Consider the following 23,709-nt stretch of genomic DNA (forward strand, 5'->3'; position numbering starts at 1 on the left):
TCATCGCCCCGCTCACGCGACGCGAGCCTGGACGCCTTCACGCTTCTCGCGCAGAAAGTCGATGAACGCGCGCAGCTTGGGCGGCAACGGCGCGCGCCCGGCCGTATACAAATAGAACCCTGGAAACGACGCGCCCCACGGCTCGAGCACCGGCACGAGCCGGCCTTCCTCCAGCTGTGTACGCACGTAATCCTCGATCACGTGCAGAAGACCCACGCCCTGCTCCGCGGCGCGCACCATCGTACGCAGATCGTTCGTCACGAAGCGGCCCTCGGTGATCACGTCGAATACGCGCCGAGGTTCGTCCGGCTGCGCGAACTCCCAGCGATAGACGCCGCCCGTCGCGAAGCGATAGTGCAGGCAGTCATGCGCGGCGAGGTCGTCGGGGGTGACGGGCCGCGCGTTGCGCTCGAAGTACGCCGGCGAACCCACCACGACGATACGAATCGGCCCGCCGATCGGCACCGCCACCATGCCGGGCGCAACCGATTCGCCCAGGCGGATGCCCGCATCGAAACCGTCGCCGACCAGATCGGCGAAACCGTCGTCGAGCGCGAGCTCGAGCTTGATCTGCGGATAGCGCGTCATGAATTCCGCAAGGTGCGGCATGACGAGCAACTCGCTCGCCACGCGCGGCAGGTTGATGCGCAGCGTGCCGGCCGGTGCGTCGCGCGAGGCGTCGAGCGCATCGAACGCCGCCTCGATCTGCAAGAGCGCGGGCTGCACATGCGCGAGAAACTGCGCACCCGCCTCGGTCAGCGCAACCCGGCGCGTCGTGCGATTGAAGAGCCGCACGCCGAGTTGCGCTTCGAGTGCCCGCACGGTTTGCGAAAGCGCCGAAGTCGAGCAGCCCGCGGCAGACGCCGCACGCGTGAAGCTGCCATGGCGCGCGACAGCAGCCACCGCAAGCAGTGCGGGCAGGCGTCCCGCCAGCCCCGACGCGGCGGCCGACGCGAACGCCTGATTGGAAACCGTGCCCATGTTGTCCTCATTGTGAAGCCTGACTTCACAGTGCTTTCAGGTGAACCCGATTTTTCCACAAAAAGGAAAGGCGCAAGATGAGCTTGCGTTCACCACTCACTCTTTGAGGAAATCGCCATGAAGCTCGATAGCTACACCCTGCTCGGCCGCTCAGGCCTGCGCGTCAGCCCCATCGCCCTAGGCACAATGACGTTCGGCACCGAATGGGGCTGGGGCGCCGACGAAGCCACCGCACAGCGACTCTTCGACCTCTATGTCGACGCAGGCGGCAATTTCATCGACACCGCCGACCTCTATACAGAAGGTACGAGCGAAACCTGGGTGGGGCGCTTCGCGGCAGCGCGCGGTCTGCGCGAGCGGCTCGTCATCGCCACCAAGTATTCCTACAACGCACAAGCGGGCAATCCGAACGCCGGCGGCAACCATCGCAAGAACCTGCTGCGTGCGCTCGACGGCTCGCTCAAGCGCCTCGGCACCGATTACATCGATCTCTATTACCTGCACACGTGGGACCGCATGACGCCCGTCGACGAGGTGATGCGCGCCATGGACGACGCCGTGCGCGCGGGCAAGATCCGCTACGTGGGTCTCTCCGACGTGCCCGCGTGGTACGCGGGCCGCGCGCAGACGCTGGCCGACTGGCGCGGCTTCGAGCCGGTAGCGGCCATGCAGCTCGAATACTCTCTGATCGAGCGCAACGCGGAACACGAATTCGCCGATCTCGCGACGCAACTCGGCATGGGGCTCGTGCCGTGGAGTCCACTCGGCATGGGCGTGCTGTCGGGAAAATATCGGCCGTCGCAGGCAGGCGAAGGCGTGAGCGGTGCGGGCCGCTTGCAGACGGTGGGCGCAAAGCCGCCGCCCGGTTTCGACAAGCTCTCGGCGCGTAACTTCGCGATCGTCGCCGAGCTCGAGCGGGTCGCGCACGAGGCCAATCGGCCCATGGCCCAGGTTGCGTTGAACTGGCTGTATCAGAAGCGCGGCGTGGCGAGCATCATCGTGGGCGCAACCAGGGCCGCGCAACTCGAAGAGTCGCTGGGCGCGCTCGACTTCATGCTCGCCCCTGAACTGATCGCGCGTCTGGACGCGGCCTCCGAGCCCGCCCACCCGTTTCCGTACTACATGTTCGCGGACGGCCACCAGTCACGCATACACGGTCAGGTGGAAGTGCGCGCGACGCCCGCGAACCATGCTCACGTCCAGCGCGTGCCGGCGCCACCGGAGGCACAAACGTAACGAATTATCGGAGCGCATCCATACGCCGCGCCCGAATGCGCGGCTATTTACGTACGTTCGGTCATTAAATCGCGGCCAAATGCCGGGCAACAAAGTATTAATCCCCCAATCGGATAGAAACGGACGCTTACATAGTTTTAATTCTTATTAACGTTTCGACGTCAACGGCTAAGCATAATCGACCGTTGTAGACGAACGGCGGGTGCACGCTGAAGCTGAAGCCGCAGGTACCGGCCGAGCTTGCGTGTCGCGCAACACGGACGCGCCAAGACTGGGCGAACGCGCTTCCCAGAGCCCAGGGGGAACAGCGATTGAGGCGTTGTACGACTGCAGCATGCGCTGCGCGGGAAATCCGGGACAAAGGTCGAACGTGCGCGATTCACGCAGCATGCAACAGTGCGAAGAACATTCCAACAATTATATTCCTGCGCCGTTAATCCCTTGTATCGCTGTGCGAAGAAAGCAACACGCGTGCGAGAAAAGCACTGTTACGGTAAGCGGGACTAGCGCAGTAGAAGTGACGAGCCGGATAATCGGCTTACATAGGAGAAAGATCATGGATGCCAAACCGCCAAGGATTCCGACCCCGGACAAAGTCTTCAGCCCGGATCCGGAACCGGTGGCCGTCGAGTTTCTCGGCGACGAATTGCCCGCTCACGTGCGGGCATTTCTCGACGAGCAACGCAAGGCACACGAACAGAAGTGACGGGGAAGTGCACACCTACGCGCTCGCGGGTTCACACGCTGCAGGTGTTCGTGTGCATATCGACACGCGTAGCCGAGGAACGCGCGTGGCATGCTGCGTGCGCAATGTTGCGTCGTAGCGGCTAGTACCCGGTGCGCTCGATCGCGGGCGCGCCTCGCTTCGACCATCTCGATTCGACCTCAGCGCCGTTAAACGCAAGGGCACCATAACCGGCTATGCTTCGGTTTTTATTGCCGGCTTCTTCCACTCGATGACATTGCTGACCCGCGCGAGCGCGCGTTGCGCTGCTGCGCTGCTCTTCGCGCTGCCGATCGCATCCGTCCATGCCGATGGTGACGACACCGCCCTGACCAACCTCGTCGCGCTCGTTTCGCAGCGGCTGGCGCTCGCCGAGCCGGTCGCGCGCTGGAAATGGCAGCATCACAAGCCCATCACCGATACGCCCCGCGAAGACGCCCTGCTCGCCGACGTGCAGAAGCGCGCCACGGCAACCGGCGTCGATCCCGCGTTTGCGCGCGCGTTCTTCCGCGACCAGATCGACGCCAGCACGCAGGTGCAGAAGTCGCTGTTCGACACGTGGCGTGCCTCCCAGGCACCCAGCGACCCCGCGCCGGATCTCGCCACGGCGACGCGGCCGCAACTCGACAGACTCACCGGAGAACTGATCGGCGCGCTCGCGCGCGTGCAACCGCTGCGCGGCGCGCCGGATTGCCCGGCGCGCGTCGCAAGAACGGTGGCGAACTGGAAGGAGCTCACGCGTTACGACTCCGCCCGCGCGAATGCGATGAATCAGGCGCTCGAACACGTCTGCGAATCGGGCGGCGTGGGCGGGGTCGCCTAAGCGCGGCTGTTATGCCGCGCTCGTGAGGCCGTCGGCCTCGGAAGGCTGCAGCACCTGCACGCGCAGGCCGCGCTCGAAGTGTGTTTGCAGAATGCGCCAGGTCGAAAGCTCGAACACGCGCTCGGCGCTGCTGTCCACCAGCGCCTCCGCCTCGGCCGTACTCGGAAAGGCGCCCATATAGCACCAGCGATCGATCAGGTGATAAACGTCGGCGTCATTCGTCGAGTCCTGTTCGAGCACGACCACTGCGCCGGCGAATGGCCAAGGCGCGGCTCCAAGGTCGGCTGGGTCGCGCTTCGATACCCGCGGGACGCGGTTGAACGAGGGCTTGAGCCTTGCGATCCACTGCGCCTCGACAAGAAGCGCACCAAGCTCCCCGCCTGTTGCACGCCACTCCACGCGGCGGACCTGCTGCGCCATCCGTTGTTCGCGCGACGAGCGCCGCTCACCCGAAAGATGTGCGCGCACACGCTGGCGCACCCGCACGCTGCGCCCCACATAGAGCGGAACATCGTTCTCGCCGTAAAACGCATAAACGCCGTGGCCTGCCGGCGCCGTCTCGATCAGTTCGTCGGTGATGTCGCCAGCCAATACGTGGCGACGCGTCGTGCGCTCGATCTGCGATGCCAGCGCGTCCCCTGGCACCAGTGCGGGCAGGCGTTGCCAGAACTGCCAGAGCAGATCGGCATCGGCGAGCGCGCGATGGCGATCCGACGGCACGAGCGCGTGGCGCTCGACCAGCGCGTCGAGCCCGTGGCGCTTCTCACCCGGAAAAAGCGCCCGCGAAAGGCGCACGGTGCAAAGCACATCGGGGTTGAACGAATAACCGGCACGCTCGAACTCCGCGCGCAGAAAGCCGCGGTCGAAGGCCGCGTTGTGCGCGATGAAGAGCTTGCCGGCGAGTCGCCCGTGGAGTTCCGCGGCGATCTCGGCGAAGCGCGGCGCGCCGCGTACCATCTGGTCCGTAATACCGGTGAGCTGCTGGATAAAGGGCGGGATAGGCTGACCGGGATCGACGAGGGTGCTCCATCGTGTCACCCGTCCTTGCGCCACCTCCACAACGCCAACTTCGGTAATGCGGTGCTCGCCTACCGAACCGCCGGTCGTCTCGAGGTCCACGAAGACGATGGGAAGGTCGCCGGCCAGCTGTGCGGCGCTCAAGGAGGAATCAAACATGCGAAAACGACAGAGGAAATGGAAAACGGCCCAAGTATGCACCGTTTGGACGGCACCCGCCGACGGTGCCGGCAGTGTACATGTGACCTTTGGCTTTTAGTGAAAACCCGAATCAGAAAATCGCAGATTCCCAGGGTTTTCCCGATTAATTCCGGGCAAAAAAACTCGACCGGCAAACTCGGCCAAATATCAATATGTCAAAAATAAAAAAGCCCCGGGGTTAGACCGGGGCTTAGTGTCGCATGCGCGTTCGCGCAGCGATCGCTCGCTGTACTTACAGCGGCTGGATGTTCGCTGCCTGCTTGCCCTTCGGACCGACCTTGACGTCGAACGACACACGCTGGTTCTCCTTCAACGACTTGAAGCCGTCGGCGCGGATTTCCGAGAAGTGCGCGAACAGATCGTCGCCGCCGGCGTCAGACGTGATGAAGCCAAAGCCCTTCGCATCATTGAACCATTTGACGATACCGGTTTCCATGTTTCAGTTTCCCTCGAGATTTTAATGACGCGGGTCATAACCCTCACGCCGTATCCAGCCAATTCCCGCTGTTCCACTTCAGCGAATTCCACGTCTTGAAATTGCAGCAGAACGAAAATCAGCCTTGCCGTTATACGGGGAACGCCAATCGCCAGTCAAGCGAATTTTTTATAACAGCAATCCCGATTCAACGATAAAAGCGGCGCACATCAAAAAGCGGCAAGAAAATCGTATGCGAACCGGATCGATATATCGCGCCGCGTCATTATTACTCGATTATCTCGCTTGCGTCATTTTTACCGGGAAGTTTTCCCGAAATGTAACAATCCGTGTCAAACGTAAGTGTTTCTCCCGGTTGTTCGAGTAATACATTCAATTCATGATTCATATTGTTAGCGGCATCGGAGGTCATCATGCTGACAACTCTGCGGCGATGGATTCACTGGCTCGTACAAACGGACGGGATTACGCCAACGGCGGAAGAAGCCGAAACCTATGGCACATGGCACGGGGACCACTGGCACAACCTGCTGTGTTCCCCTATGGACGCAAGACACTACGTAATGGAAGACTGGAGCCTGCAGCCTGAGCCGCCGCAAGCCGGCACCCAGTAAGTGCTGCAGGTAGCGCTAGCGGTGCAGGTGGCGCGCCTGGCCTGAAGACGGGCAAAAAAAAGCGCGGCTGAAAAGGCCGCGCCGACAAAGGTTTGGAGATCTTTTTCGTCAACGAAAAAGTCTGCTTCGGAAAGCAGTGATTGAAGTATAGCCGGACCCACGTCTGACGATTAAGCATATGGCGCACAATCATCTGTTACGCGGGGCGCAATAATCAGTTGAGACCGTTTTAGGCCGTTTTTCGCAATCAATTGTTGTAGCGATTGCACAACGCTTGAGCGGTTGACAGTTCTACCTCCTTCCCCGGAAATCCGCTCAAAGCCTTTACCAGCAGGGCTTGAGGCGAGCGAGATAATCATTTCCGATAGCGCAATACTTTATTGCGAAATTCGGAATCCCCCCTCTTCGAGCACCCTCTCTACACTCTGCCTGTCTGGAAACCGACTCGGACGGATTGTCGCAGACGGATCAATTCGTACCACGCGAACTTTGCCTCTCGCTGCGCTTCGCATGGACGGTTTCCCAAACGGGGTTCAACGAAACCCACCTCTGTTCTCGGAGTTTACAAAGATGAAAAAGACTCTCATGGTCGCCGCCCTGACGGGCGTTTTTGCAACGGCTGCACACGCGCAAAGCAGCGTTACGCTGTACGGCCTGATCGACGCAGGCATCACCTACTCGAACAATCAGCGCGTGAACGCTACGAGCGGTCACAGCGCCTGGCAAGCCACGAGCGGCACGATCAACGGCAGCCGTTGGGGCCTGCGCGGTGCTGAAGACCTCGGTGGCGGTCTGAAGGCCATCTTCACGTTGGAAAACGGTTTCAACATCGACAACGGCAACCTCGGTCAAAAGGGCCGCATGTTCGGCCGTCAAGCGTTCGTGGGTCTGGCCAGCGACCAGTACGGCGCGGTCACCCTCGGTCGTCAGTACGACTCCGTCGTCGACTACCTCGCACCGCTGTCGAACACCGGCACGCAATACGGCGGCACGATCGCTGCTCACCCGTTCGACAACGACAACCTGAACAACTCGGTTCGTTTCAACAACACGGTCAAGTACTCGAGCGTCAACTACGCTGGCTTCAAGTTCGGCGGTACGTACTCGTTCTCGAACAGCACCCAATTCGCGAACAACCGTGCTTATAGCTTCGGCGCGACGTATAACTACGCCGGCCTGAACTTTGCAGCTGCTTACCTGCACGCGAACAACGACATCAACAACCAGCAGTTCAACGCGGCTACGTTCTCGGGCGCACAAGCAGGCGATTACACCTTCGGTGCAGCTCGCCAAAGCACGTTCGGCGGCGGCGTGAACTACACGTTCGGCCCGGCAACGGCAGGCTTCGTCTACACGCAGACGCAACTGGGCAACGCGATTGGCATCTCGCCCACGCAGTCGGGTACGGCCAACGGCATCAATCTTCACGGGAACAGCGTCCGTTTCCAGAACTTTGAAGGCAACATTCGTTACGCTCTGACCCCGGCACTGAGCCTGGCCGGCGCGTACACGTACACGCGCACGAACTTCGGCGGCGGCGTGAACCCGAACTACAACACGGTTTCCCTGCAGTCGGACTACGCTCTGTCGAAGCGCACCGATGTGTACCTCCAGGGCAACTGGCAGCACGTCTCGTCGAACTCGGCGAACATCGGACCGTACCTCAACGGCCTGACGTCGGCTTCGGCTACGCAAGACCAGGTTGCTGTGACGGTTGGTATGCGTCACCGCTTCTAAGCCGTATGCTGCTGGCCGCCTCGGCCAGCACTGCAGCTAAAAAGGCACCCTCGGGTGCCTTTTTTCATTTCTGCCCCTGGCTCAGGCGTGCCGCGGCGGATAGCTCACATCGAGCACATCGATGGGCTGCGGACCCGTAGGCGTATAGAGCGTCACCTGGTCGCCGATTTTCGCCTTCAGCAGTGCGCGCGCAACCGGCGAAACCCAGCTCACGTGACCGAGGTCGAGATCGACCTCGTCGATGCCGACGATCGTGATCGTATGCGATTCGCCATCTTCGGTGCCGTACTCCACGGTCGCCCCGAAGAACACCTGGTCGACACTCTCCTGCCGGCTGCTGTCCACGACTTCCGCCAGATCCAGCCGCTTCGTGAGAAAGCGGATGCGGCGGTCGATTTCGCGCAGGCGCCGTTTGCCGTAAATGTAATCGCCGTTCTCGGAGCGGTCGCCGTTCGAGGCGGCCCACGAAACGAGCTTGACTACCTCCGGCCGCTCCTCGTCGATCAGATGCAGCAACTCGCTGCGCATGCGTTCGTAGCCGGCAGGCGTAATGTAGTTCTTCGTGCCAGCGGGAATCTCCGGGTAACCGGCTTCGAGATCGTCGTCGTCGTTGTCGGTCGATTCTTTGACAAAGGCCTTGTTCATGATGGTTTGCTGCGGTGGTGGTGCCTGACTTGACTGGCGCGCTGCATCCCAGCGCGTACTACAGTCAGGTTACACGAAGCGCGTCTCAAGACAAATCGCGATAATGGTCTTCCCTTTTTCCGAAGCTCTGCTATAATCTTTTTTCTGCGTGCGGCTGTAGCTCAGTTGGATAGAGTACTTGGCTACGAACCAAGGGGTCGTGGGTTCGAATCCTGCCAGCCGCGCCACTTATTCGAAGCGTTTCTCGTCTGAAGATGATTCGGGAAGGGTTTCAGCAGTATCCTGTAGTACCAGGTTGTATCGTTTTAGCGTGCGGCTGTAGCTCAGTTGGATAGAGTACTTGGCTACGAACCAAGGGGTCGTGGGTTCGAATCCTGCCAGCCGCGCCACCCATTGAAGGGCCTTTCCAAATGGAAAGGCCCTTTGTCTTTTCAGCTGCAGAATTGAGTGCGCCTGGCGTCTCGCGCAAAGCGAAATCCTAGCGCGGCGGCGTGCCGATGTCGCCGATCTGGGCATCGGGACGCGGCAAGTCCTCCACGTCGCCAATCGCACTGGGCTCCGCCACAGGCTCCATGCCCATGCCCAGCAACGCCTGAGGCTGCCGCAGCATCTCCCCTACCGTCTTGCCGAAGCGGCTCGCGACGAACGCCCGCAGCAACGCTTCGCGGGTGGTTTCTCCGTAGGCCTCCACGACTGCCACTGATTCCCCCTCGAACTCGGCCACGCAGGAGGCCGGTTCGCCTTCGCGCAGCTCGACGCGCCTCGCGCGGTCGAGCACCACGCCGGCCGCCTCCCACGAATCGGTGGGCATGAAGCGGCCGTCCCACGCACGCCCACGGTCGTTGCCGCGCACGGCAACCGTCTCACCACTGTCGGTGAAATAGATTTCGCGCACGAAGTCCGGCAGGCTGCGCGCCACCCAGTAGTCGAGTGCGAGGCCGGTCAGTTCAGCTACGTTCATTGCGAGTCCCTCGTTTCGGTTCGAAGGAAGATGGCGACGTGACCGGCAAGCGCGGTCAGCGCTGCCGCGAAGGCGCGGCCGATAAGAAAACAATAGATTACCGCGCGAGACGCGCCATGGAAGCGATCCGTGCCACGCGACGGCGTTACCGGGCTCGCCGCCCGCGTCAATAATCCGCGCGCTCGCGCTCGATGCGCATGCCGCCGTCGTGGCGATGGTGCCCATCGTCGCTCGAACGCTCGCGCGCGATGCGCATCACGTCCGGATTCGTGCGCACGCGGCGCATGACGTTCGCGAGGTGCACGCGGTCGCTCACCTGGATCACGAAGCGCAACAGGTTCGATTCCTGCGCCAGATCATCGTCCATCGCGATGTGCACGATGTTGGCGTCCGCCGACGTAATGTCTGCCGCCACGCGCGCGAACACGCCCTTGGTGTTCTTCACGAGCACCTTCACCGCGACGTCGAACAGACGCCCCGGCTGCGGCGCCCACGCCACGTCGATCCAGCGGCCCGGGTCGCGCCGGTGGATGCGCTGCGCCACGCGGCAGTCGGTCGTGTGGATCGCCATCCCAAGACCGATGCCGATGTAGCCCATGATGTCGTCGCCGGGAATCGGTCGGCAGCAAGCCGAGAGCTGCACCGACATGCCCTCGGTGCCCGTGATGACGACAGGCGGCGCCTGCGGCGCATTCGGGTCGCGCGGCGGATGGTGATGCTCGGCGTCGTCGGCGTCCTGGCCGCTCATCAGCACTTCGATGCGCTTGGCCATGACCGCCGCCACGCGCCGGCCAAGACCAATGTCCGCGAAAATTTCCTGGCGGTTTTTGTTGCCGGTCCACAAGACCAGCTTCTCCCACACTTCCGGCGTGACCTCCGAAAGCTGGTAGCCATAGCCCTTGAGCGCCTGATCGACGAGCCGCTCGCCCAGCTGCACCGACTCCGTGAGACGCATCGTCTTCAGGTAGTGCCGGATCGCCGAGCGGGCCTTGCCGGTGCGCACGAAACCGAGCCACGCCGGATTCGGCTTGGAGTACGGCGCCGTGATCACCTCGACGATGTCGCCACTCTTCAGTTCCGTACGCAGCGGCAGCAGTTCGTTGTTGATCTTCACGGCCACGCACTGGTTGCCAAGGTCGCTGTGGATCGAATAAGCGAAATCGAGCGCTGTGGCGCCGCGCGGCAGTGCCATGATCTTCGACTTCGGCGTGAAGACGTAGACGGCGTCCGGGAACAGGTCGATCTTGACGTGCTCGAGGAATTCGCTCGAGTCGCCCACCTCGCTCTGGATGTCGAGCAGCGACTTGAGCCACTGGTGCGCGCGCTTTTGCACGTCGTTGAGATCCGCGCCGCCGTTCTTGTAGAGCCAGTGCGCCGCCACGCCGGCTTCGGCGATTTCGTGCATCTTGCGCGTGCGCACCTGGAACTCGATCGGCGCGCCGAACGGGCCCACGAGCGTCGTGTGCAGGGACTGATAGCCGTTCACCTTGGGAATGGCGATGTAGTCCTTGAACTTGCCCGGAACCGGCTTGTAGAGCGCATGGAGCGCGCCGATGCAGGTGTAGCACTCGAGCGCCGACTCGACCACGACGCGAAAACCGTACACGTCGAGCACCTGCGAGAACGACAACTGCTTGTCGCGCATCTTCTTGTAGATGCTGAAGATGGTCTTCTCGCGGCCGGTGACTTCGGCGTCGAGCTTCGCGTCGGCAATGGCGCGCTGCACCGCTTCCAGAATCTTGCTCACCACTTCGCGGCGATTACCGCGCGCGGCCTTCACCGCTTTTTCGAGCGTGGCGTAGCGATTCGGATTGAAGTTCGCGAAGCTCAGGTCCTGCAGCTCGCGATAGGTGTTGTTCAGGCCGAGACGGTGCGCGATGGGCGCGTAGATGTCGATGGTCTCGCGCGCTACGCGGCGGCGCTTTTCGGGCGGCACCGCACCGAGCGTGCGCATGTTGTGCAGCCGGTCGGCGAGCTTCACGAGAATCACACGCACGTCGCGCGCCATCGCGAGGAGCATCTTGCGGAAGTTCTCCGCCTGTGCCTCCTCGCGGTTGCGAAACTCCATCTTGTCGAGTTTCGACAGGCCATCGACCAGTTCCGCGACCTTCGCGCCGAAGCGCTCGGCGAGTTCCGCCTTGGTCACGCCCTGGTCCTCCATCACGTCGTGCAGGAGCGCGGCCATGATGGACTGCGCGTCGAGCTTCCAGCCGGCACAGATTTCGGCAACGGCGACGGGATGGGTGATATAGGGTTCGCCGCTCTGGCGATATTGCCCGAGGTGGGCTTCATCGCTGAAGTGGAACGCCGCCTTGACCTCCTTGATTTCCTCGGGAGTGAGGTAACCGGAGAGCGCGGCGGTCAGATTGGCGATGGAGACGACCCCGTGTTTGCGGGGCTGCTCTGGCGTCGCGGTCGGCCCGAACAGATGGCGAAACGACTGTTCGAGGACCGCGTCGATGTAATTGCGCGCAGGGCTCGCAGTCTCGGCTTCCTGGTCCACCTCGGTGGCCGGCGAGGGCGTGGTGCTCATGTTCCCCTCCGTATCAGGTTTGGCGTTGACGGTTAAAGCGGCTGCGGCGGTACGAAACTACGGGGCAAACTATGGTGCAAACCAAACTACAGGGCGATCGACAATGCCCCGGAACGCGCCCTTAGACGGGCACCTTCTTCAGCATTTCGAGGCCGACCTGGCCAGCCGCGATCTCGCGCAGCGCGACAACGGTTGGCTTGTCGCGGCTTTCGATCTTGGGCGTGTGACCTTGGGCGAGCTGGCGGGCGCGATACGTCGCGGCGAGCGCCAGTTCGAAGCGGTTCGGAATCTGTTTCAGACAGTCTTCGACGGTGATGCGGGCCATGTCGGGTTCCTTCTCATTCTCAGCAGGTTCTTATTCTACCTTATGTGCCCGATGCGCCGGGCTGCGGGTGGTGGATACCGAGCTGCACGAAGAGCTCGGTATGCCGGGCGTATTGCGAAGCGAAGCGCAGACGCGTAGCGCTCACGATATTGCGCAGCTCCTGCAGCGCGCGATCGAAGTTCTCGTTGATCACGACGTACTCCGATTCGCTCGCATGCGCGATCTCGCTGCCCGCTGCAAGCAGGCGTCGCGTGATGACATTCGGCTCGTCTTCGCCGCGCTTTTTCAGGCGGTCGGCGAGCGCTTCGAGCGACGGCGGCAGGATGAAGATTTCCACGGCATTGCGGAACTGCTTCTTCACTTGCTGCGCCCCTTGCCAGTCGATTTCGAGCAGGACGTCATGGCCGATTTTCATCTGGTCTTCGATCCATACGCGCGACGTGGCGTAGTAGTTGCCATGCACTTCCGCGCTCTCGAGGAACTCGCCCGCAGCGTGGCGCGTGAGGAAGTCGTCGACAGTCGTGAAGTGATAGTGCTCGCCGTCGCGCTCCTTCGAACGCGGCGCGCGCGTCGTGTACGAGATCGACAGGCGGATCGCGCTGTCTTCAGCGAGCAGCGCGTTCACGAGCGTCGACTTGCCCGCCCCCGAAGGCGCCACCACCATGAAGAGGTTGCCGGGGTACATGCCCGCGTACGGATTGCGCTTCTTGTCCTGCTTCGCGTCCGTTTTGGGGGCGCTGCTTTGGTCGGTCATGTTCGTTGCTTCCTTCATTCGAGATTCTGGACCTGCTCGCGCATCTGCTCGATGAGCAGCTTGAGCGTCATCGAGGCGTCCGCGAGTTCCTTCGCCGCCGCCTTCGAGCCAAGCGTGTTCGCTTCGCGGTTGAGCTCCTGCATCATGAAGTCGAGACGCTTGCCGACGCGGCCGCCCTTCTCGATCACGTGGCGCGTTTCGTTCAGGTGCGCCGTGAGGCGCGAGAGCTCTTCGGCGATGTCGATACGAATGCCATACATCGTCACTTCCTGGCGAATGCGCTCGGCGATTTCTTCGCGCGAAATGTTGCCGATGCTGCCGCCGTTGCCGTTGCTGTCCGGCGCGGCGATGCCGAGCGCTTCCTGCAGACGCTCGACGATCTTCTGCTGGTGCTTCGCGATCAGCTCCGGCACGAGCGGCGTGATGCGCGCGACGATCGCTTCCATTTCGGTCACGTTCGCAAGCAGCATGTTGGCGAGCTGCGCGCCTTCGCGAGCGCGCACTTCGATCAGGTCAGCGATGGCCTGCTTGCCGCAGCCGAGCACGGCGTCGCGCAGCACCTCGGCCGCGACGCCGCTTTCCGCCAGCACGCCGGGCCAGCGCAGGATCTCGCCCGTGCGCAGACGGCCCGACTCGGGAAACGCTTCGAGCACGGCGCGCTCGAGCCCGGCAAGCTGATCGAGCGCGTCGCGGTTGAGCGCGCCAGCGTTGGCGCCCTGCTCGCTCTTCTGGATGTTGATGCGGATGTCGACCTTGCCGCGCGAGAGCTTCGTCATCAGCATTTCGCGCAGCGTGGGCTCGCACACGCGCACGTCTTCGGGCATGCGGAAGTTCAGGTCGAGAAAGCGCGAATTCACCGTGCGCAATTCGACGGAAACGCTCGCGCCGCCCGTGCCCGAAGCCGCAGCAAGCTCGCGCGTGGCACTGGCATAGCCGGTCATGCTGTAAATCATGGTTCGTCTCGCGAAGAAAGCCGTGGCATCGTGCGCAGGGCGCGCGGGTCACGGCGAGGAAATCGAGGCGCCCGGCGTGTTGTCGCGAATGGACGAAAAGCGCGGGGCGGAGAAATCGCATTATCCCATTTTTGAAGGCGCGCCTTCGCAAGAGCGGGCCGCACGTCGCGTCTGGCTGGGGCGGCCCCCTTTTTCCCTTCCTGCCGCCTTCCGGCCGCGCCCCTCGCGTGGCGCGCGGAGGCGGTAAAATCACGGCTTCCCCTTTCCTCTCGTGCCCTCGCGCACCTTCACGATGACCCAATCCATCCAGCGCCCCTCCGGCCGCGCCGCCGACCGGCTTCGCGACGTCCGCATCACCCGCAACTACACGAAGTACGCCGAAGGATCGGTCCTCGTCGAGTTCGGCGACACGAAGGTGTTGTGCACCGCAAGCGTGTCCGAAAGCGTGCCGCCGTTCCTGCGCGACAAGGGCCAGGGTTGGCTCACCGCCGAATACGGCATGCTGCCGCGCGCCACGCACACGCGCAGCGACCGCGAAGCCGCGCGCGGCAAGCAAACGGGCCGTACGCAGGAAATCCAGCGCCTGATCGGCCGCGCGATGCGCGCGGTGTTCGACCTCGAGGCGCTCGGTGCGCGCACCATCAACCTCGATTGCGACGTGCTGCAAGCCGATGGCGGCACACGCACGGCAAGCATCACGGGCGCGTTCGTGGCGGCCCACGACGCCGTCTCGAAGCTGCTGGCCACGGGCCGCATCGAACGCTCGCCGATCTCCGACTACGTGGCCGCGATCTCGGTCGGCGTGTACGAAGGCGTGCCCGTGCTCGACCTCGACTATGACGAAGACTCGCAGTGCGACACCGACATGAACGTCGTCATGACGGGCTCGGGCGGCATGGTCGAAGTCCAGGGCACGGCGGAAGGCACGCCGTTCTCGCGTGAAGAACTGAATGCGCTGCTCGATCTGGCGCAAAGCGGCATCCGCTCGCTGATCGAAAAGCAGAAGGCCGCGCTGGAGATCTCGCATGGCTGACCGGCAGCCGGCTTCGGCGGCACAAACCCCGGCTCGCGCGCTCTCGCGCGTCGTGCTCGCCTCGAACAACGCAGGCAAGCTGCGCGAGTTCGCGGCGCTCTTCGGCGCGGCCGGGATCGAACTCGTGCCGCAAGGCGCGCTGAACGTGCCCGAAGCCGAAGAGCCGCATCCCACCTTCGTGGAGAACGCGCTCGCCAAGGCACGCCATGCGGCGAAGCTCACGGGCCTGCCCGCGCTCGCCGACGACTCGGGCCTGTGCGTGCGCGCGCTGCGCGGCGCGCCGGGCGTGTATTCGGCGCGTTACGCGCAGCTCGCGGGCGGCGAGAAGAGCGACGCAGCGAACAACGCGCTGCTCGTCGCGAACCTGAAAGGTCACACGGATCGCCGCGGCTACTACTACTGCGTGCTCGCGCTCGTGCGCCATGCCGACGACCCCGAGCCGCTCATCGCCGAAGGCCGCTGGCACGGCGTGGTGCTCGACGCGCCGCGCGGCGACAACGGCTTCGGTTACGACCCTTACTTCTACGTTCCGGAGTTCGAGGCCACGGCCGCCGAGCTCGATCCGGCGCTCAAGAACGCGTCCAGCCATCGCGCAATCGCCCTGCGCCAACTGCTCGCACGACTCGAGGAGGAAGCGTGAGCCAGCAGCATCGAATTGGCGTCGACGTGGTCCAGTCGTTCACGATGCCTGGCAGCATTCGCCTCACTTCGCTGCCACCGCTTGCGCTCTACGTGCATTTTCCGTGGTGCGTGCGCAAGTGCCCGTATTGCGATTTCAACTCGCATGAATGGAAGGGCGAGCGCTTCCCCGAAGACGATTACCTCGACGCGCTGCGCGCCGATCTCGAGCAGGCGTTGCCGCTCGTCTGGGGCCGCCAGGTGCATACCGTGTTCATCGGCGGGGGGACGCCCAGCCTGCTCTCCGCTGCGGGTCTCGATCGACTGCTTTCGGACGTGCGCGCCCTGCTGCCGCTCGACGCCGACGCCGAGATCACGCTCGAAGCGAACCCCGGCACGTTCGAAGCCGCGAAGTTCGCGCAGTTCCGCGCGAGCGGCGTGAACCGGCTCTCGGTGGGCATCCAGAGTTTCAACGAGGCGCATCTGAAGGCGCTCGGACGCATTCACGACGCGGCGCAGGCACGCCATGCGGTCGAAGTCGCGGCGAAGACTTTCGACAATTTCAACCTCGACCTGATGTTCGCGCTGCCGCAGCAGACGCTCGCCGAATGCCAGGCCGACATCGAGACGGCGCTCTCGTTCAAGCCGCCGCATCTGTCGCTGTATCACCTGACGCTCGAACCGAATACGTTGTTCGCCAAATTTCCGCCTGCCCTGCCCGACGACGACCAGTCCGCCGATATGCAGGACTGGATTCACGAGCGCACGTCGGGCGCGGGATACGGACGCTATGAGGTTTCGGCTTACGCACAGCCGGATCGCCAATGCCGGCACAACCTCAACTACTGGCGCTTCGGCGACTATCTCGGGATCGGCGCCGGCGCGCATACGAAGCTCTCGTTTCCGAACCGCATCGTGCGCCAGGCGCGCTACAAGCATCCGGCGACCTTTATCGAACAGGCGCGAGCGGGCACGCCGGTCCAGGAAGAGCACGAAGTCAGCGCGCGCGATTTGCCGTTCGAGTTCATGCTCAACGCGCTGCGGCTCGTGGAAGGGTTTCCGGTGCATCGTTTCATCGAACGCACGGGCTTGCCGATCACGACGATCGAACCGGCGCTGCAGGAAGCCGAGCGGCGCGAGCTCATCACGCGCGACTACGAAAAGATCGCGCCGACCGAGTTGGGGCAGCGCTTCCTGAACGACTTGCAGGCGCTGTTCCTCAAAGACCCGCACTGAGGCCGACGCAGATCGATTGGGCGACTGCCGCCGCGTGTGCGTTTCGGGTTACAATGCGCGGCTCCGGAGGTGTGGCAGAGTGGTTGAATGCACCGGTCTTGAAAACCGGCGAAGGGGTAACCCTTCCGTGAGTTCGAATCTCACCGCCTCCGCCAATTCTTGAAGCCTGGCGCGTCTGCGCGCCAGCGTGTCGTCAAGGTCCCGGCCGTCAGGCCGAAACGCCACTGATCAACGAGATACCGCCCCTGCGCCACGCGAGAATGCGTGGTCAACATCGGATCGCGAATAATCAGGACTGCAAGGTATTTTGCGCTGACAGATCGTGCTCGCGCAGAGCACATCGACATTCCCACCTCGATTAAAGGGTCAAGTTCAAAGATCACCTCGGCAAATGGCACCCAATTCACTAGGTGAAAACCCTAATCATGAGGTAAAATCCCACCCATTGATGGGAAAGATTGCCATGCCGCACCAATACCAGCTGCTCGAAAAATTCGCGTTTTCGCTCGTCGTCCTGTTCGCCGTGATGTGCTCCAGCTACATCGCGTGGGAAAGCTCGCCCAATCTGCGTGACAACTTCCAGGTCGGCAAGGAACTGTTCCTGAAGAGCGGCGAATACTCGTACGCCTGTGCAACGACCGCCTCCGATCCCTGCGCGCAGTTCCCGGTCGAATAAGCAGCCTGAGCATCTCGCCGTTTCGCACGTCCCGTGAACGACACGGGACAGTTCTGATTGCTTCCTGCTGCGTATCGTCTAAGCTCGATTCAGGTTCCGCTTCCGAGCTTGCTCGACATGCTCATCCGCGTCCAGTGGTCCTGCGGTTCATCCGCACCTCGCGCCTCCCTCGCACGGCGCCTCGGTCTGGTTTTGCTGTTCGCGATGCTCGGGTGCCTCGGCGCCTGCACGATCACGCCGCCGCCCAGACCGCTCCTCGTCATTCCCCCCGCGGCGATCAACAGCGTCACACTCGACGACTATCGCAACACGGTCGCGAAACACATCGTCGAGCACAACCCGTCCTACGTTCTGCATGGCGCGCCACAGGCCATGCTGCGCTCGCTCGTGGTCGTCTCGTTCACGGTCAATCGCAATGGCCAGATCGTGAAGTCGTCGGTTTACCGGACCAACGGCGACGACGAAGCCGAAGCCACCGCCCTCGCAACATTGCGCCGTGCCGCGCCGCTGCCGCCGCCGCCGGGCGGCCTGCTGAATTCCGCCGGCCAGCTCGAGATGTTCGAGGACTGGCTCTTCAACGACAACGGCAAGTTCCAGTTGCGCACGCTCGCCTCGCCCCAGGCGCAGAACTACCAGTGACCAAGGCCCTTCGCGCCGATGCCTGACGCGCGCGAGCCTGCTTGGCCCGCCTTGCTGCACGGCGCGCACGGTCGTTATAATTTTCCGCTATCCCCAGCCGGCACCCGCCGGCCACGCCTGTCGCCACGCGCCATCCGCGCCGCCGCGCGAGGCTTCGACCGCGCTTTCGCTCTTTTGCGCCTATCGGCGCGCGCTCCGGCCGGTCAGGAATCAACGCGCACGGCTCGCGCCGGGCGATGCATACTGGCGACGCGTCGCCGCCTGACGGACGCTGCCGCAGCGTCGAGCGCCAACTATGCGCCCCGCCACGTTTCGAGCCTGAACAAAGACGCCCGCGCAAGCCTCGCAAGACCCAGCGCAAGCGCGTCACAACGACTGGAGACCCTGGATGTCCACCTCACCCATTTCGCCCGCGCGCGCCGATCAGGCAGACGCAGCGAAGCAGCAAAGCACCGCGCGCGTGATCTTTGCGAGCTTTATCGGTACCGCAATCGAGTTCTACGACTTCTATGTGTACGCAACGGCCGCCGCGCTCGTGATCGGCCCCGTGTTCTTCCCGCACGGTTCGGCCACGGCGCAGGCGCTCTCGGCGTTCGTCACCTTCGGCATCGCGTTCGTCGCGCGGCCGATCGGCTCGTTCATCTTCGGCCACTTCGGCGACCGTATCGGCCGTAAATCGACGCTGGTGGCGTCGCTGCTCGTCATGGGCCTCTCCACCACGCTGATCGGCTTCCTGCCCGGCTATGACGCGATCGGCAGCCTCGCGCCGATCCTGCTGTGCATCCTGCGCTTCGGCCAGGGCATCGGCCTCGGCGGCGAATGGGGCGGCGCCGCTCTTCTCGCGACGGAATACGCGCCGCAAGGCAAGCGCGGCTGGTTCGGCATGTTCCCGCAGCTCGGGCCGTCGGTGGGCTTCCTTGCCTCGAACGGCCTTTTCTTCGGCCTCGCCTCGACGCTCTCCGACCAGCAGTTCCGCGACTGGGGCTGGCGCGTGCCGTTCATCGTCTCGGCGGTGCTCGTCGCGCTCGGTCTGTACGTGCGCCTGAAGATCGCCGAAACGCCCGCCTTCAAGGCCGCCGTCGAGCGCGAGGAACGCGTCAAGGTGCCGGTCGCGACGCTGCTCTCGCAGTACTGGTGGCCGACGCTGCTCGGCGCCCTCGCCATGGTCGTGTGCTACACGCTCTTCTATAACGCCACGGTGTTCTCGCTCTCGCACGGCGTGACGGCGCTGCACATTCCGCGCCCGACCTTCCTTGGCATGCTGTGCATCGCGGTGGTGTTCATGGGCATCGCCACGCCGATCTCGGCCTGGCTTTCCGACCGCTTCGGCCGCAAGCCCGTGCTGATCGTCGGCTGCATTCTGGCGATTCTCTCGGGCTTCACGATGGAGCCGCTGCTCGGCAGCGGTGCGACGCCGCTCGTGTTGCTCTTCCTCGTGATCCAGCTGTTCCTGATGGGCGCCACGTTCGCGCCGATGGGCGCGCTGTTGCCCGAGCTGTTCCCGACCAGCGTGCGCTATACAGGCGCGGGCGTGGCGTACAACCTGGGTGGCATTCTCGGCGCATCGGTCGCGCCGTATATCGCCCAGGTGCTGGCCGCGCGCGGCGGTCTCTCCTGGGTCGGCGCGTATGTGTCGATTGCCGCCTGCGTGAGCCTGTTCGGTGTCCTGTGCATGCGCGAAACGCGCCATACTTCGCTCTCGTAACGCATCGCCTCATCAACAAAAAAGCGCAGGTCGCCAGACGGCCTGCGCTTTTTTTACGCCTTTTTGATCGCTTTGGGTACGCGCGATGCGTGCCTATACTCGAATCGACAAGCGCTCGAATCGACAAGCGGAAACCATCTCCCAGGGGGAGCCGACGATGAACCTGCATCTGGGCAACGCCGACATTGTTCTGATCATCGCCCTCGCCCTGGGCATCTCGCTCCTGCTGGCGTTTCGACTGCGCACCTCGACCTGGCGTGCGGTATTGCTCGAAGCGCTGGCGGCGAATGCCGCGGCAATTGCCGCGGTTATCGCGCTCGAAATACTGCTCGCCTGAACGCCGTCATGCCGCGTCCGGCGGCGATCAGCGATAGTAATAGCCGTGATGGTAGCCGCCGCCGTAGTAGCCGCCGGCCGGCACCACGACGCAGCCGCCCAGCGAAGCCGCGAGCAATGCGCCGGCGATGAGGGTAAGCGTCAATCGTTTCACAGTGGTCTCTCCCTTCAGGTCAGTGTCTGTGTCCGGCCATGCGATGTCGGGCTGGACGGTTACGATTGAACACGACGGCGAAGGCGTGAGGCGTTGCAATTTGTAAGCGGCGGTGTGGCTCATGTAACAGCGTCGGCGCTCAAAGCCTTTTGCGTGCGCTGTCAGACGCGCGCCTGCAATACAAGCGCGACACTTTTAACAAGCTCGTAATGGGAAACTGCTGGGAAAGCACGCTGCAACGCGCGTGCCGGCCCGCGAAATCTCAAGCGGCGTGAACGCGCGATGACTGCGCAGACGCGCCGCCATGGCGCGCCGGGTAGATACGATCGACGGCATCGATCGCCACCTGCACGGGCGGCACGTGACGACCGTCGCCAATCGAGATCGAGCGATTGGGCGCATGCACGCCGCTGTGCTCGGCGTCGGTCGAAACGAAGATCATCACGGTCGGCTTGACGAGCGCGTGCGACAGATGCACGAAGCCCGTGTCGGTGCCGACCACGAGCGCGCAATCCTCGATGCGCTGTGCGACCTGGGAAACCGTGAGCCGAGGCAGCACCGTCGCGCCCGGAATCAGCGCTGCGATCTCGCGAGCCGTGGCGTGCTCGTTGTCGGAACCCCACGGCAGTTCGACGCGCAGGCCACGCGCGATCAAGGCATTGCCCAGTTCGCCCCAATGCGCGACCGGCCACTTCTTCTCGTCTTTCGAAGTGGCGTGAAAGAGCAGCGCCGTGGGCGCTTCAGGCGCAGGCAGCGCGGTGCCGTCGCGCGGTACGCGCATCTGGAACTCGGGCGGCGTGTCGACCGTATAGCCGAGCGCCTCGCCGGCGCTGATGCGCAAGCCGTGCCACGCATTGCACTTCGGACGCGGCCCGAAACGGCCGTTGTATGCGAAGGCCGCGCCGCGCTCGCCGAGGTCCTGCGAGAGATAGCCGAAGCGGCGCCGCCCGCGCGCGAGAAACGCGATGATCGCGCTCTTGTACACACCGTGAATGTCGACGATAGCGTCGTAGCGGTACGCGCGCAGTTCCGCAATCGACGCCCAGATCGCCTTGAAGTCGCTCCAGCGGCGCGCCTTCTTGAAGCGCCGCAGCGGCGCGCAGAGCACGCGGTCGACGCCGGCGTTCCAGCGCACGATATCGGCAAAGGCCTCGTCCGCGGCCCAATCGACCTTGACTCCGGGGAAGGCGCGCTGCACGTCGGCCACGACCGGGAGCGCCTCGACGATATCGCCGAGAGAAGTCACTTTGACAATCAAAACTCGTTTCATTGTGCTGCGGACCGCAGGGCCCAATATTCCAGTCTTCAAGGGATTTGCAGAGATTTTAGCGGACGAACCCTTGCATCGGCCGGCGAACGGGCGAGCCACGATGAGCGAAATCTGTCCCTTTGTTACAGGGTCCTCGTGCTGCATCGACAATGTATGCTGCAAAAGGCGCCGGGCCCGACACGCCAATACGCGTCGGGCCCGATCGGGACGATCCGTCGAGGGATCAATAAAAGCGGTCAACGACTAGTAGACGACAACCGGTGCGGGTCTCACGTACATGGGCCGCGCCGGCACGACGATGCAGCCCGCCAGCGTAAGCGCAAGCACAGCCGCCGCGAGCAGTTTTTGACTCATGCCGGGGCTCTCCTCAGGCTTGAAAGATCAGGCAGCCCAGTGGCCTTCGACCCAGCGCCAGTTCGGGCCGTGGGCGATCCAGTGGCCCGGCACCCAGTGGTAGCCGACACGCTCGGCCTGCCAATGGCCCCGCACCCACACGTACTGGCCGTGGTCCCAACGCCAGTGGCCCTTGTCCCATACGTAGCCCGCACGCGGCGCCGGCACGACTTCCACGCGTTCGGCAGGCGGCGGCGCGCTCGGCTCGACCACGACGATTTCGGCAAGCGCCGGAGCCGCGACAGCGCAGGTGCCAGCGGCAACGATCGCGGCCTTGGCGATGAAGAGGCGAATGGAGTTGTTCATGTGGATCACCCTTGATTGTGGACGCCATGATTGGCGTTAGCCGATCAATGCGCGAGCACGGCGATGCGCTGACAGCGGCGGTGTTACGGCGCAGGGTGAAGTGAAACCGAATATTTCGGTAAGGCAGGCGGCTGGGCCAAAGCGCGGCGCGCGGGAAAGGAAGGCGTGCGGAGGAAAAGTGAAGCAATACGACGAGCGGCGCGCGCAGCGCAGCGGCTGCGCGCGTTGAAACTCAAGCCTGGGGAATCTCGATCTTGACCTCGAGCACTTCGAGATCGTCCTGACGTTCGAGGCTCACGCGAATGTCGTCATCGGAGATCTTCACGTACTTCGAGATCACCGCGACCAGTTCGCGTTGCAGGGCCGGCAGATAGTCGGCGGGCGGATGGCCGCCTGCGCGCTCGTGAGCAATGATGAGCTGCAGGCGTTCCTTCGCTACCGAGGCGGACTTCTTCTTCTCGCCGAGAAAAAACGAAAGAAACGACATGACGTTCGCCTCCCTTACTTGCTACCGAAGAGGCGCTGCAAGAGGCCCGGCTTCTGGTAATCGGTGAAGCGAAGCGACTTGTCCTCGCCGAGAAAGCGCGACACGACGTCCTTGTACGACTCGGCGACGTCGGTGCCGTCCAGATGCACTGCCGGCAGACCCTGGTTCGATGCGTGCAGCACCGCTTCCGACTCGGGAATCACGCCGATCAGTTCGATGCGCAGGATCTCCTGAATGTCGTTCAGCGAGAGCATCTCGCCTTCGCTCACGCGCTTCGGGTTGTAGCGGGTGATGAGCAGGTGCTCCTTGATCGGGTCCTTGCCTTCGATCGCGCGCTTCGTCTTCGACGACAGCATGCCGAGGATACGGTCCGAGTCGCGCACGGAAGACACTTCCGGGTTCGTCACGATGAGCGCTTCGTCGGCGAAGTGCATGGCGAGCAGCGCGCCCGACTCGATGCCCGCAGGCGAATCGCACACGATGTACTCGAAGTCCATCTTGCGCAGGTCCTCGATCACCTTCTCCACGCCTTCCTTCGTGAGCGCGTCTTTATCGCGCGTTTGCGAGGCCGGGAGAATGAAGAGGTTTTCGCACTTCTTGTCCTTGATGAGCGCCTGATTGAGGTTCGCCTCACCCTGGATCACGTTGATCAGGTCGTACACGACGCGGCGCTCGCAACCCATGATGAGGTCGAGATTGCGCAGGCCCACGTCGAAGTCGATGACCGCGGTCTTGTGGCCGCGCAACGCGAGGCCCGATGCGAAACTCGCGCTCGTGGTCGTTTTACCGACACCACCTTTGCCCGAAGTCACCACAATGATTTTTGCCATTCCCTTACCTTGCGTTCGTCAGTTTCCCAATTTGGTCTCGTCCTGGTCTCGCGCCGCTCATGCCCCTGCCCGCCTGCGCACGACGC

General features: G+C 63.3%; 26 protein-coding genes and 3 tRNA genes. 15 read left to right on the forward strand and 14 right to left on the reverse strand.

The window, feature by feature from the left end; translation table 11 throughout:
- Positions 1-12: 12 nt before the first annotated feature.
- The gene (locus tag C7411_RS31775) at positions 13-981 is read right to left on the reverse strand and encodes a LysR family transcriptional regulator (RefSeq protein ID WP_181431400.1); all 969 of its coding nucleotides are present in this window, start codon (positions 979-981) and stop codon (positions 13-15) included.
- 117 nt (positions 982-1,098) lie between these two features.
- Here C7411_RS31775 and C7411_RS31780 point away from each other — a divergent pair, with 117 nt between their 5' ends.
- The 3 genes from C7411_RS31780 to C7411_RS31785 all read left to right on the forward strand — a co-directional run bounded on the left by C7411_RS31780 (position 1,099) and on the right by C7411_RS31785 (position 3,764).
- Complete coding sequence (locus C7411_RS31780) at positions 1,099-2,217, forward strand: aldo/keto reductase (RefSeq protein WP_110388019.1); 1,119 nt, start codon at positions 1,099-1,101, stop codon at positions 2,215-2,217.
- 556 nt (positions 2,218-2,773) lie between these two features.
- Positions 2,774-2,923: a hypothetical protein gene (locus C7411_RS37690; RefSeq protein WP_028226747.1), complete on the forward strand. Its 150-nt coding sequence runs from the start codon at positions 2,774-2,776 to the stop codon at positions 2,921-2,923.
- A gap of 250 nt (positions 2,924-3,173) precedes the next feature.
- Positions 3,174-3,764, forward strand: a complete 591-nt coding sequence (locus C7411_RS31785; RefSeq protein WP_110388020.1) for a chorismate mutase — start codon at positions 3,174-3,176, stop codon at positions 3,762-3,764.
- A 9-nt stretch (positions 3,765-3,773) separates the two neighbouring features.
- Here C7411_RS31785 and C7411_RS31790 read toward each other — a convergent pair whose 3' ends face one another.
- Entirely contained in the window at positions 3,774-4,940 is a 1,167-nt protein-coding gene (locus C7411_RS31790) for an exonuclease domain-containing protein (protein WP_110388021.1), read from the reverse strand.
- 274 nt (positions 4,941-5,214) lie between these two features.
- Complete coding sequence (locus C7411_RS31795) at positions 5,215-5,418, reverse strand: cold-shock protein (protein ID WP_028205165.1); 204 nt, start codon at positions 5,416-5,418, stop codon at positions 5,215-5,217.
- Positions 5,419-5,831: 413 nt separating this feature from the next.
- On the opposite strand from C7411_RS31795, the gene C7411_RS38490 reads away from it, so the two are divergent.
- On the forward strand, positions 5,832-6,032 hold the full coding sequence (locus C7411_RS38490; RefSeq protein WP_110388058.1) for a hypothetical protein: 201 nt from the start codon (positions 5,832-5,834) through the stop codon (positions 6,030-6,032).
- 570 nt (positions 6,033-6,602) lie between these two features.
- A complete protein-coding gene (locus tag C7411_RS31805; protein ID WP_110388022.1) occupies positions 6,603-7,769 on the forward strand; it encodes a porin in 1,167 nt (388 codons plus the stop codon).
- Between the two features lie 81 nt (positions 7,770-7,850).
- Here C7411_RS31805 and greB read toward each other — a convergent pair whose 3' ends face one another.
- Positions 7,851-8,414: a transcription elongation factor GreB gene (greB, locus tag C7411_RS31810; RefSeq protein WP_110388023.1), complete on the reverse strand. Its 564-nt coding sequence runs from the start codon at positions 8,412-8,414 to the stop codon at positions 7,851-7,853.
- Positions 8,415-8,564: 150 nt separating this feature from the next.
- Here greB and C7411_RS31815 point away from each other — a divergent pair.
- Positions 8,565-8,641: transfer RNA gene (locus tag C7411_RS31815), tRNA-Arg, on the forward strand.
- An 85-nt stretch (positions 8,642-8,726) separates the two neighbouring features.
- Positions 8,727-8,803, forward strand: a tRNA-Arg gene (locus C7411_RS31820).
- Between the two features lie 89 nt (positions 8,804-8,892).
- On the opposite strand, the gene C7411_RS31825 is transcribed toward C7411_RS31820, so the two are convergent.
- The 5 genes from C7411_RS31825 to C7411_RS31845 all read right to left on the reverse strand — a co-directional run bounded on the left by C7411_RS31825 (position 8,893) and on the right by C7411_RS31845 (position 13,940).
- Positions 8,893-9,375 carry a phage protein NinX family protein gene (locus tag C7411_RS31825; protein WP_110388024.1) on the reverse strand — a complete coding sequence of 161 codons (483 nt, stop codon included), beginning with the start codon at positions 9,373-9,375 and terminating at the stop codon, positions 8,893-8,895.
- Positions 9,376-9,541: 166 nt separating this feature from the next.
- A complete protein-coding gene (locus tag C7411_RS31830) occupies positions 9,542-11,908 on the reverse strand; it encodes a RelA/SpoT family protein (RefSeq protein WP_110388025.1) in 2,367 nt (788 codons plus the stop codon).
- Positions 11,909-12,029: 121 nt separating this feature from the next.
- Positions 12,030-12,233, reverse strand: coding sequence for a DNA-directed RNA polymerase subunit omega (gene rpoZ / locus C7411_RS31835; protein WP_006400783.1), 204 nt, complete (start codon positions 12,231-12,233; stop codon positions 12,030-12,032).
- Positions 12,234-12,273: 40 nt separating this feature from the next.
- The gene (gene gmk, locus C7411_RS31840; RefSeq protein WP_110388059.1) at positions 12,274-12,987 is read right to left on the reverse strand and encodes a guanylate kinase; all 714 of its coding nucleotides are present in this window, start codon (positions 12,985-12,987) and stop codon (positions 12,274-12,276) included.
- 14 nt (positions 12,988-13,001) lie between these two features.
- Entirely contained in the window at positions 13,002-13,940 is a 939-nt protein-coding gene (locus tag C7411_RS31845) for a YicC family protein (protein ID WP_110388026.1), read from the reverse strand.
- A gap of 292 nt (positions 13,941-14,232) precedes the next feature.
- Between C7411_RS31845 and rph the strand changes: the two genes are divergently transcribed.
- The 8 genes from rph (at position 14,233) to C7411_RS31885 (ending at position 20,184) form a co-directional block, all read left to right on the forward strand.
- Entirely contained in the window at positions 14,233-14,973 is a 741-nt protein-coding gene (rph, locus tag C7411_RS31850) for a ribonuclease PH (RefSeq protein ID WP_110388060.1), read from the forward strand.
- Positions 14,966-15,613, forward strand: a complete 648-nt coding sequence (gene rdgB / locus C7411_RS31855; RefSeq protein ID WP_110388027.1) for an RdgB/HAM1 family non-canonical purine NTP pyrophosphatase — start codon at positions 14,966-14,968, stop codon at positions 15,611-15,613. Before rph ends, rdgB begins: the two co-directional genes overlap by 8 nt.
- A 44-nt stretch (positions 15,614-15,657) precedes the next feature.
- Positions 15,658-16,827 (forward strand): radical SAM family heme chaperone HemW, encoded by a 1,170-nt coding sequence (gene hemW, locus C7411_RS31860; RefSeq protein ID WP_110388061.1) that lies wholly within the window; start codon positions 15,658-15,660, stop codon positions 16,825-16,827.
- A 65-nt stretch (positions 16,828-16,892) separates the two neighbouring features.
- Positions 16,893-16,982: transfer RNA gene (locus C7411_RS31865), tRNA-Ser, on the forward strand.
- Positions 16,983-17,290: 308 nt separating this feature from the next.
- A complete protein-coding gene (locus C7411_RS31870) occupies positions 17,291-17,503 on the forward strand; it encodes a hypothetical protein (protein WP_042261279.1) in 213 nt (70 codons plus the stop codon).
- A 204-nt stretch (positions 17,504-17,707) separates the two neighbouring features.
- Positions 17,708-18,142 (forward strand): TonB family protein, encoded by a 435-nt coding sequence (locus C7411_RS31875; protein ID WP_110388062.1) that lies wholly within the window; start codon positions 17,708-17,710, stop codon positions 18,140-18,142.
- A 388-nt stretch (positions 18,143-18,530) separates the two neighbouring features.
- Positions 18,531-19,847, forward strand: a complete 1,317-nt coding sequence (locus C7411_RS31880; RefSeq protein ID WP_110388028.1) for an MFS transporter — start codon at positions 18,531-18,533, stop codon at positions 19,845-19,847.
- 157 nt (positions 19,848-20,004) lie between these two features.
- Positions 20,005-20,184, forward strand: coding sequence for a hypothetical protein (locus tag C7411_RS31885; RefSeq protein ID WP_110388029.1), 180 nt, complete (start codon positions 20,005-20,007; stop codon positions 20,182-20,184).
- A gap of 27 nt (positions 20,185-20,211) precedes the next feature.
- On the opposite strand, the gene C7411_RS38690 is transcribed toward C7411_RS31885, so the two are convergent.
- The 5 genes from C7411_RS38690 to minD form a co-directional block, all read right to left on the reverse strand.
- Positions 20,212-20,337, reverse strand: coding sequence for a hypothetical protein (locus C7411_RS38690; RefSeq protein ID WP_256094537.1), 126 nt, complete (start codon positions 20,335-20,337; stop codon positions 20,212-20,214).
- Between the two features lie 262 nt (positions 20,338-20,599).
- Complete coding sequence (gene waaC, locus C7411_RS31895; protein ID WP_110388031.1) at positions 20,600-21,607, reverse strand: lipopolysaccharide heptosyltransferase I; 1,008 nt, start codon at positions 21,605-21,607, stop codon at positions 20,600-20,602.
- Between the two features lie 381 nt (positions 21,608-21,988).
- On the reverse strand, positions 21,989-22,306 hold the full coding sequence (locus tag C7411_RS31900; RefSeq protein ID WP_110388032.1) for a YXWGXW repeat-containing protein: 318 nt from the start codon (positions 22,304-22,306) through the stop codon (positions 21,989-21,991).
- Between the two features lie 232 nt (positions 22,307-22,538).
- The gene (gene minE, locus C7411_RS31905; protein WP_028215841.1) at positions 22,539-22,793 is read right to left on the reverse strand and encodes a cell division topological specificity factor MinE; all 255 of its coding nucleotides are present in this window, start codon (positions 22,791-22,793) and stop codon (positions 22,539-22,541) included.
- Between the two features lie 14 nt (positions 22,794-22,807).
- Positions 22,808-23,623, reverse strand: a complete 816-nt coding sequence (minD, locus tag C7411_RS31910; RefSeq protein ID WP_042260914.1) for a septum site-determining protein MinD — start codon at positions 23,621-23,623, stop codon at positions 22,808-22,810.
- Between the last annotated feature and the right edge of the window lie 86 nt (positions 23,624-23,709).

It is taken from the genome of Paraburkholderia silvatlantica (genome assembly GCF_003096715.1).
Lineage (GTDB): Bacteria > Pseudomonadota > Gammaproteobacteria > Burkholderiales > Burkholderiaceae > Paraburkholderia > Paraburkholderia silvatlantica.

Excerpts from the sequence above, each read along its gene's own strand:
- rdgB (WP_110388027.1), top strand. The coding sequence starts at position 14,966 with ATGGCTGACCGGCAGCCGGCTTCGGCGGCACAAACCCCGGCTCGCGCG.
- greB (WP_110388023.1), bottom strand. The coding sequence starts at position 8,414 with ATGAACAAGGCCTTTGTCAAAGAATCGACCGACAACGACGACGACGAT.
- C7411_RS31785 (WP_110388020.1), top strand. The coding sequence starts at position 3,174 with ATGACATTGCTGACCCGCGCGAGCGCGCGTTGCGCTGCTGCGCTGCTC.
- hemW (WP_110388061.1), top strand. The coding sequence starts at position 15,658 with ATGCCTGGCAGCATTCGCCTCACTTCGCTGCCACCGCTTGCGCTCTAC.
- rpoZ (WP_006400783.1), bottom strand. The coding sequence starts at position 12,233 with ATGGCCCGCATCACCGTCGAAGACTGTCTGAAACAGATTCCGAACCGC.
- C7411_RS31775 (WP_181431400.1), bottom strand. The coding sequence starts at position 981 with ATGGGCACGGTTTCCAATCAGGCGTTCGCGTCGGCCGCCGCGTCGGGG.
- C7411_RS31790 (WP_110388021.1), bottom strand. The coding sequence starts at position 4,940 with ATGTTTGATTCCTCCTTGAGCGCCGCACAGCTGGCCGGCGACCTTCCC.
- C7411_RS31825 (WP_110388024.1), bottom strand. The coding sequence starts at position 9,375 with ATGAACGTAGCTGAACTGACCGGCCTCGCACTCGACTACTGGGTGGCG.
- C7411_RS31780 (WP_110388019.1), top strand. The coding sequence starts at position 1,099 with ATGAAGCTCGATAGCTACACCCTGCTCGGCCGCTCAGGCCTGCGCGTC.
- gmk (WP_110388059.1), bottom strand. The coding sequence starts at position 12,987 with ATGACCGACCAAAGCAGCGCCCCCAAAACGGACGCGAAGCAGGACAAG.
- C7411_RS31900 (WP_110388032.1), bottom strand. The coding sequence starts at position 22,306 with ATGAACAACTCCATTCGCCTCTTCATCGCCAAGGCCGCGATCGTTGCC.
- minE (WP_028215841.1), bottom strand. The coding sequence starts at position 22,793 with ATGTCGTTTCTTTCGTTTTTTCTCGGCGAGAAGAAGAAGTCCGCCTCG.
- minD (WP_042260914.1), bottom strand. The coding sequence starts at position 23,623 with ATGGCAAAAATCATTGTGGTGACTTCGGGCAAAGGTGGTGTCGGTAAA.
- waaC (WP_110388031.1), bottom strand. The coding sequence starts at position 21,607 with ATGAAACGAGTTTTGATTGTCAAAGTGACTTCTCTCGGCGATATCGTC.
- C7411_RS31830 (WP_110388025.1), bottom strand. The coding sequence starts at position 11,908 with ATGAGCACCACGCCCTCGCCGGCCACCGAGGTGGACCAGGAAGCCGAG.
- C7411_RS31805 (WP_110388022.1), top strand. The coding sequence starts at position 6,603 with ATGAAAAAGACTCTCATGGTCGCCGCCCTGACGGGCGTTTTTGCAACG.
- rph (WP_110388060.1), top strand. The coding sequence starts at position 14,233 with ATGACCCAATCCATCCAGCGCCCCTCCGGCCGCGCCGCCGACCGGCTT.
- C7411_RS31875 (WP_110388062.1), top strand. The coding sequence starts at position 17,708 with ATGCTCGGGTGCCTCGGCGCCTGCACGATCACGCCGCCGCCCAGACCG.
- C7411_RS31845 (WP_110388026.1), bottom strand. The coding sequence starts at position 13,940 with ATGATTTACAGCATGACCGGCTATGCCAGTGCCACGCGCGAGCTTGCT.
- C7411_RS37690 (WP_028226747.1), top strand. The coding sequence starts at position 2,774 with ATGGATGCCAAACCGCCAAGGATTCCGACCCCGGACAAAGTCTTCAGC.
- C7411_RS31885 (WP_110388029.1), top strand. The coding sequence starts at position 20,005 with ATGAACCTGCATCTGGGCAACGCCGACATTGTTCTGATCATCGCCCTC.
- C7411_RS31795 (WP_028205165.1), bottom strand. The coding sequence starts at position 5,418 with ATGGAAACCGGTATCGTCAAATGGTTCAATGATGCGAAGGGCTTTGGC.
- C7411_RS31880 (WP_110388028.1), top strand. The coding sequence starts at position 18,531 with ATGTCCACCTCACCCATTTCGCCCGCGCGCGCCGATCAGGCAGACGCA.
- C7411_RS31870 (WP_042261279.1), top strand. The coding sequence starts at position 17,291 with ATGCCGCACCAATACCAGCTGCTCGAAAAATTCGCGTTTTCGCTCGTC.
- C7411_RS38490 (WP_110388058.1), top strand. The coding sequence starts at position 5,832 with ATGCTGACAACTCTGCGGCGATGGATTCACTGGCTCGTACAAACGGAC.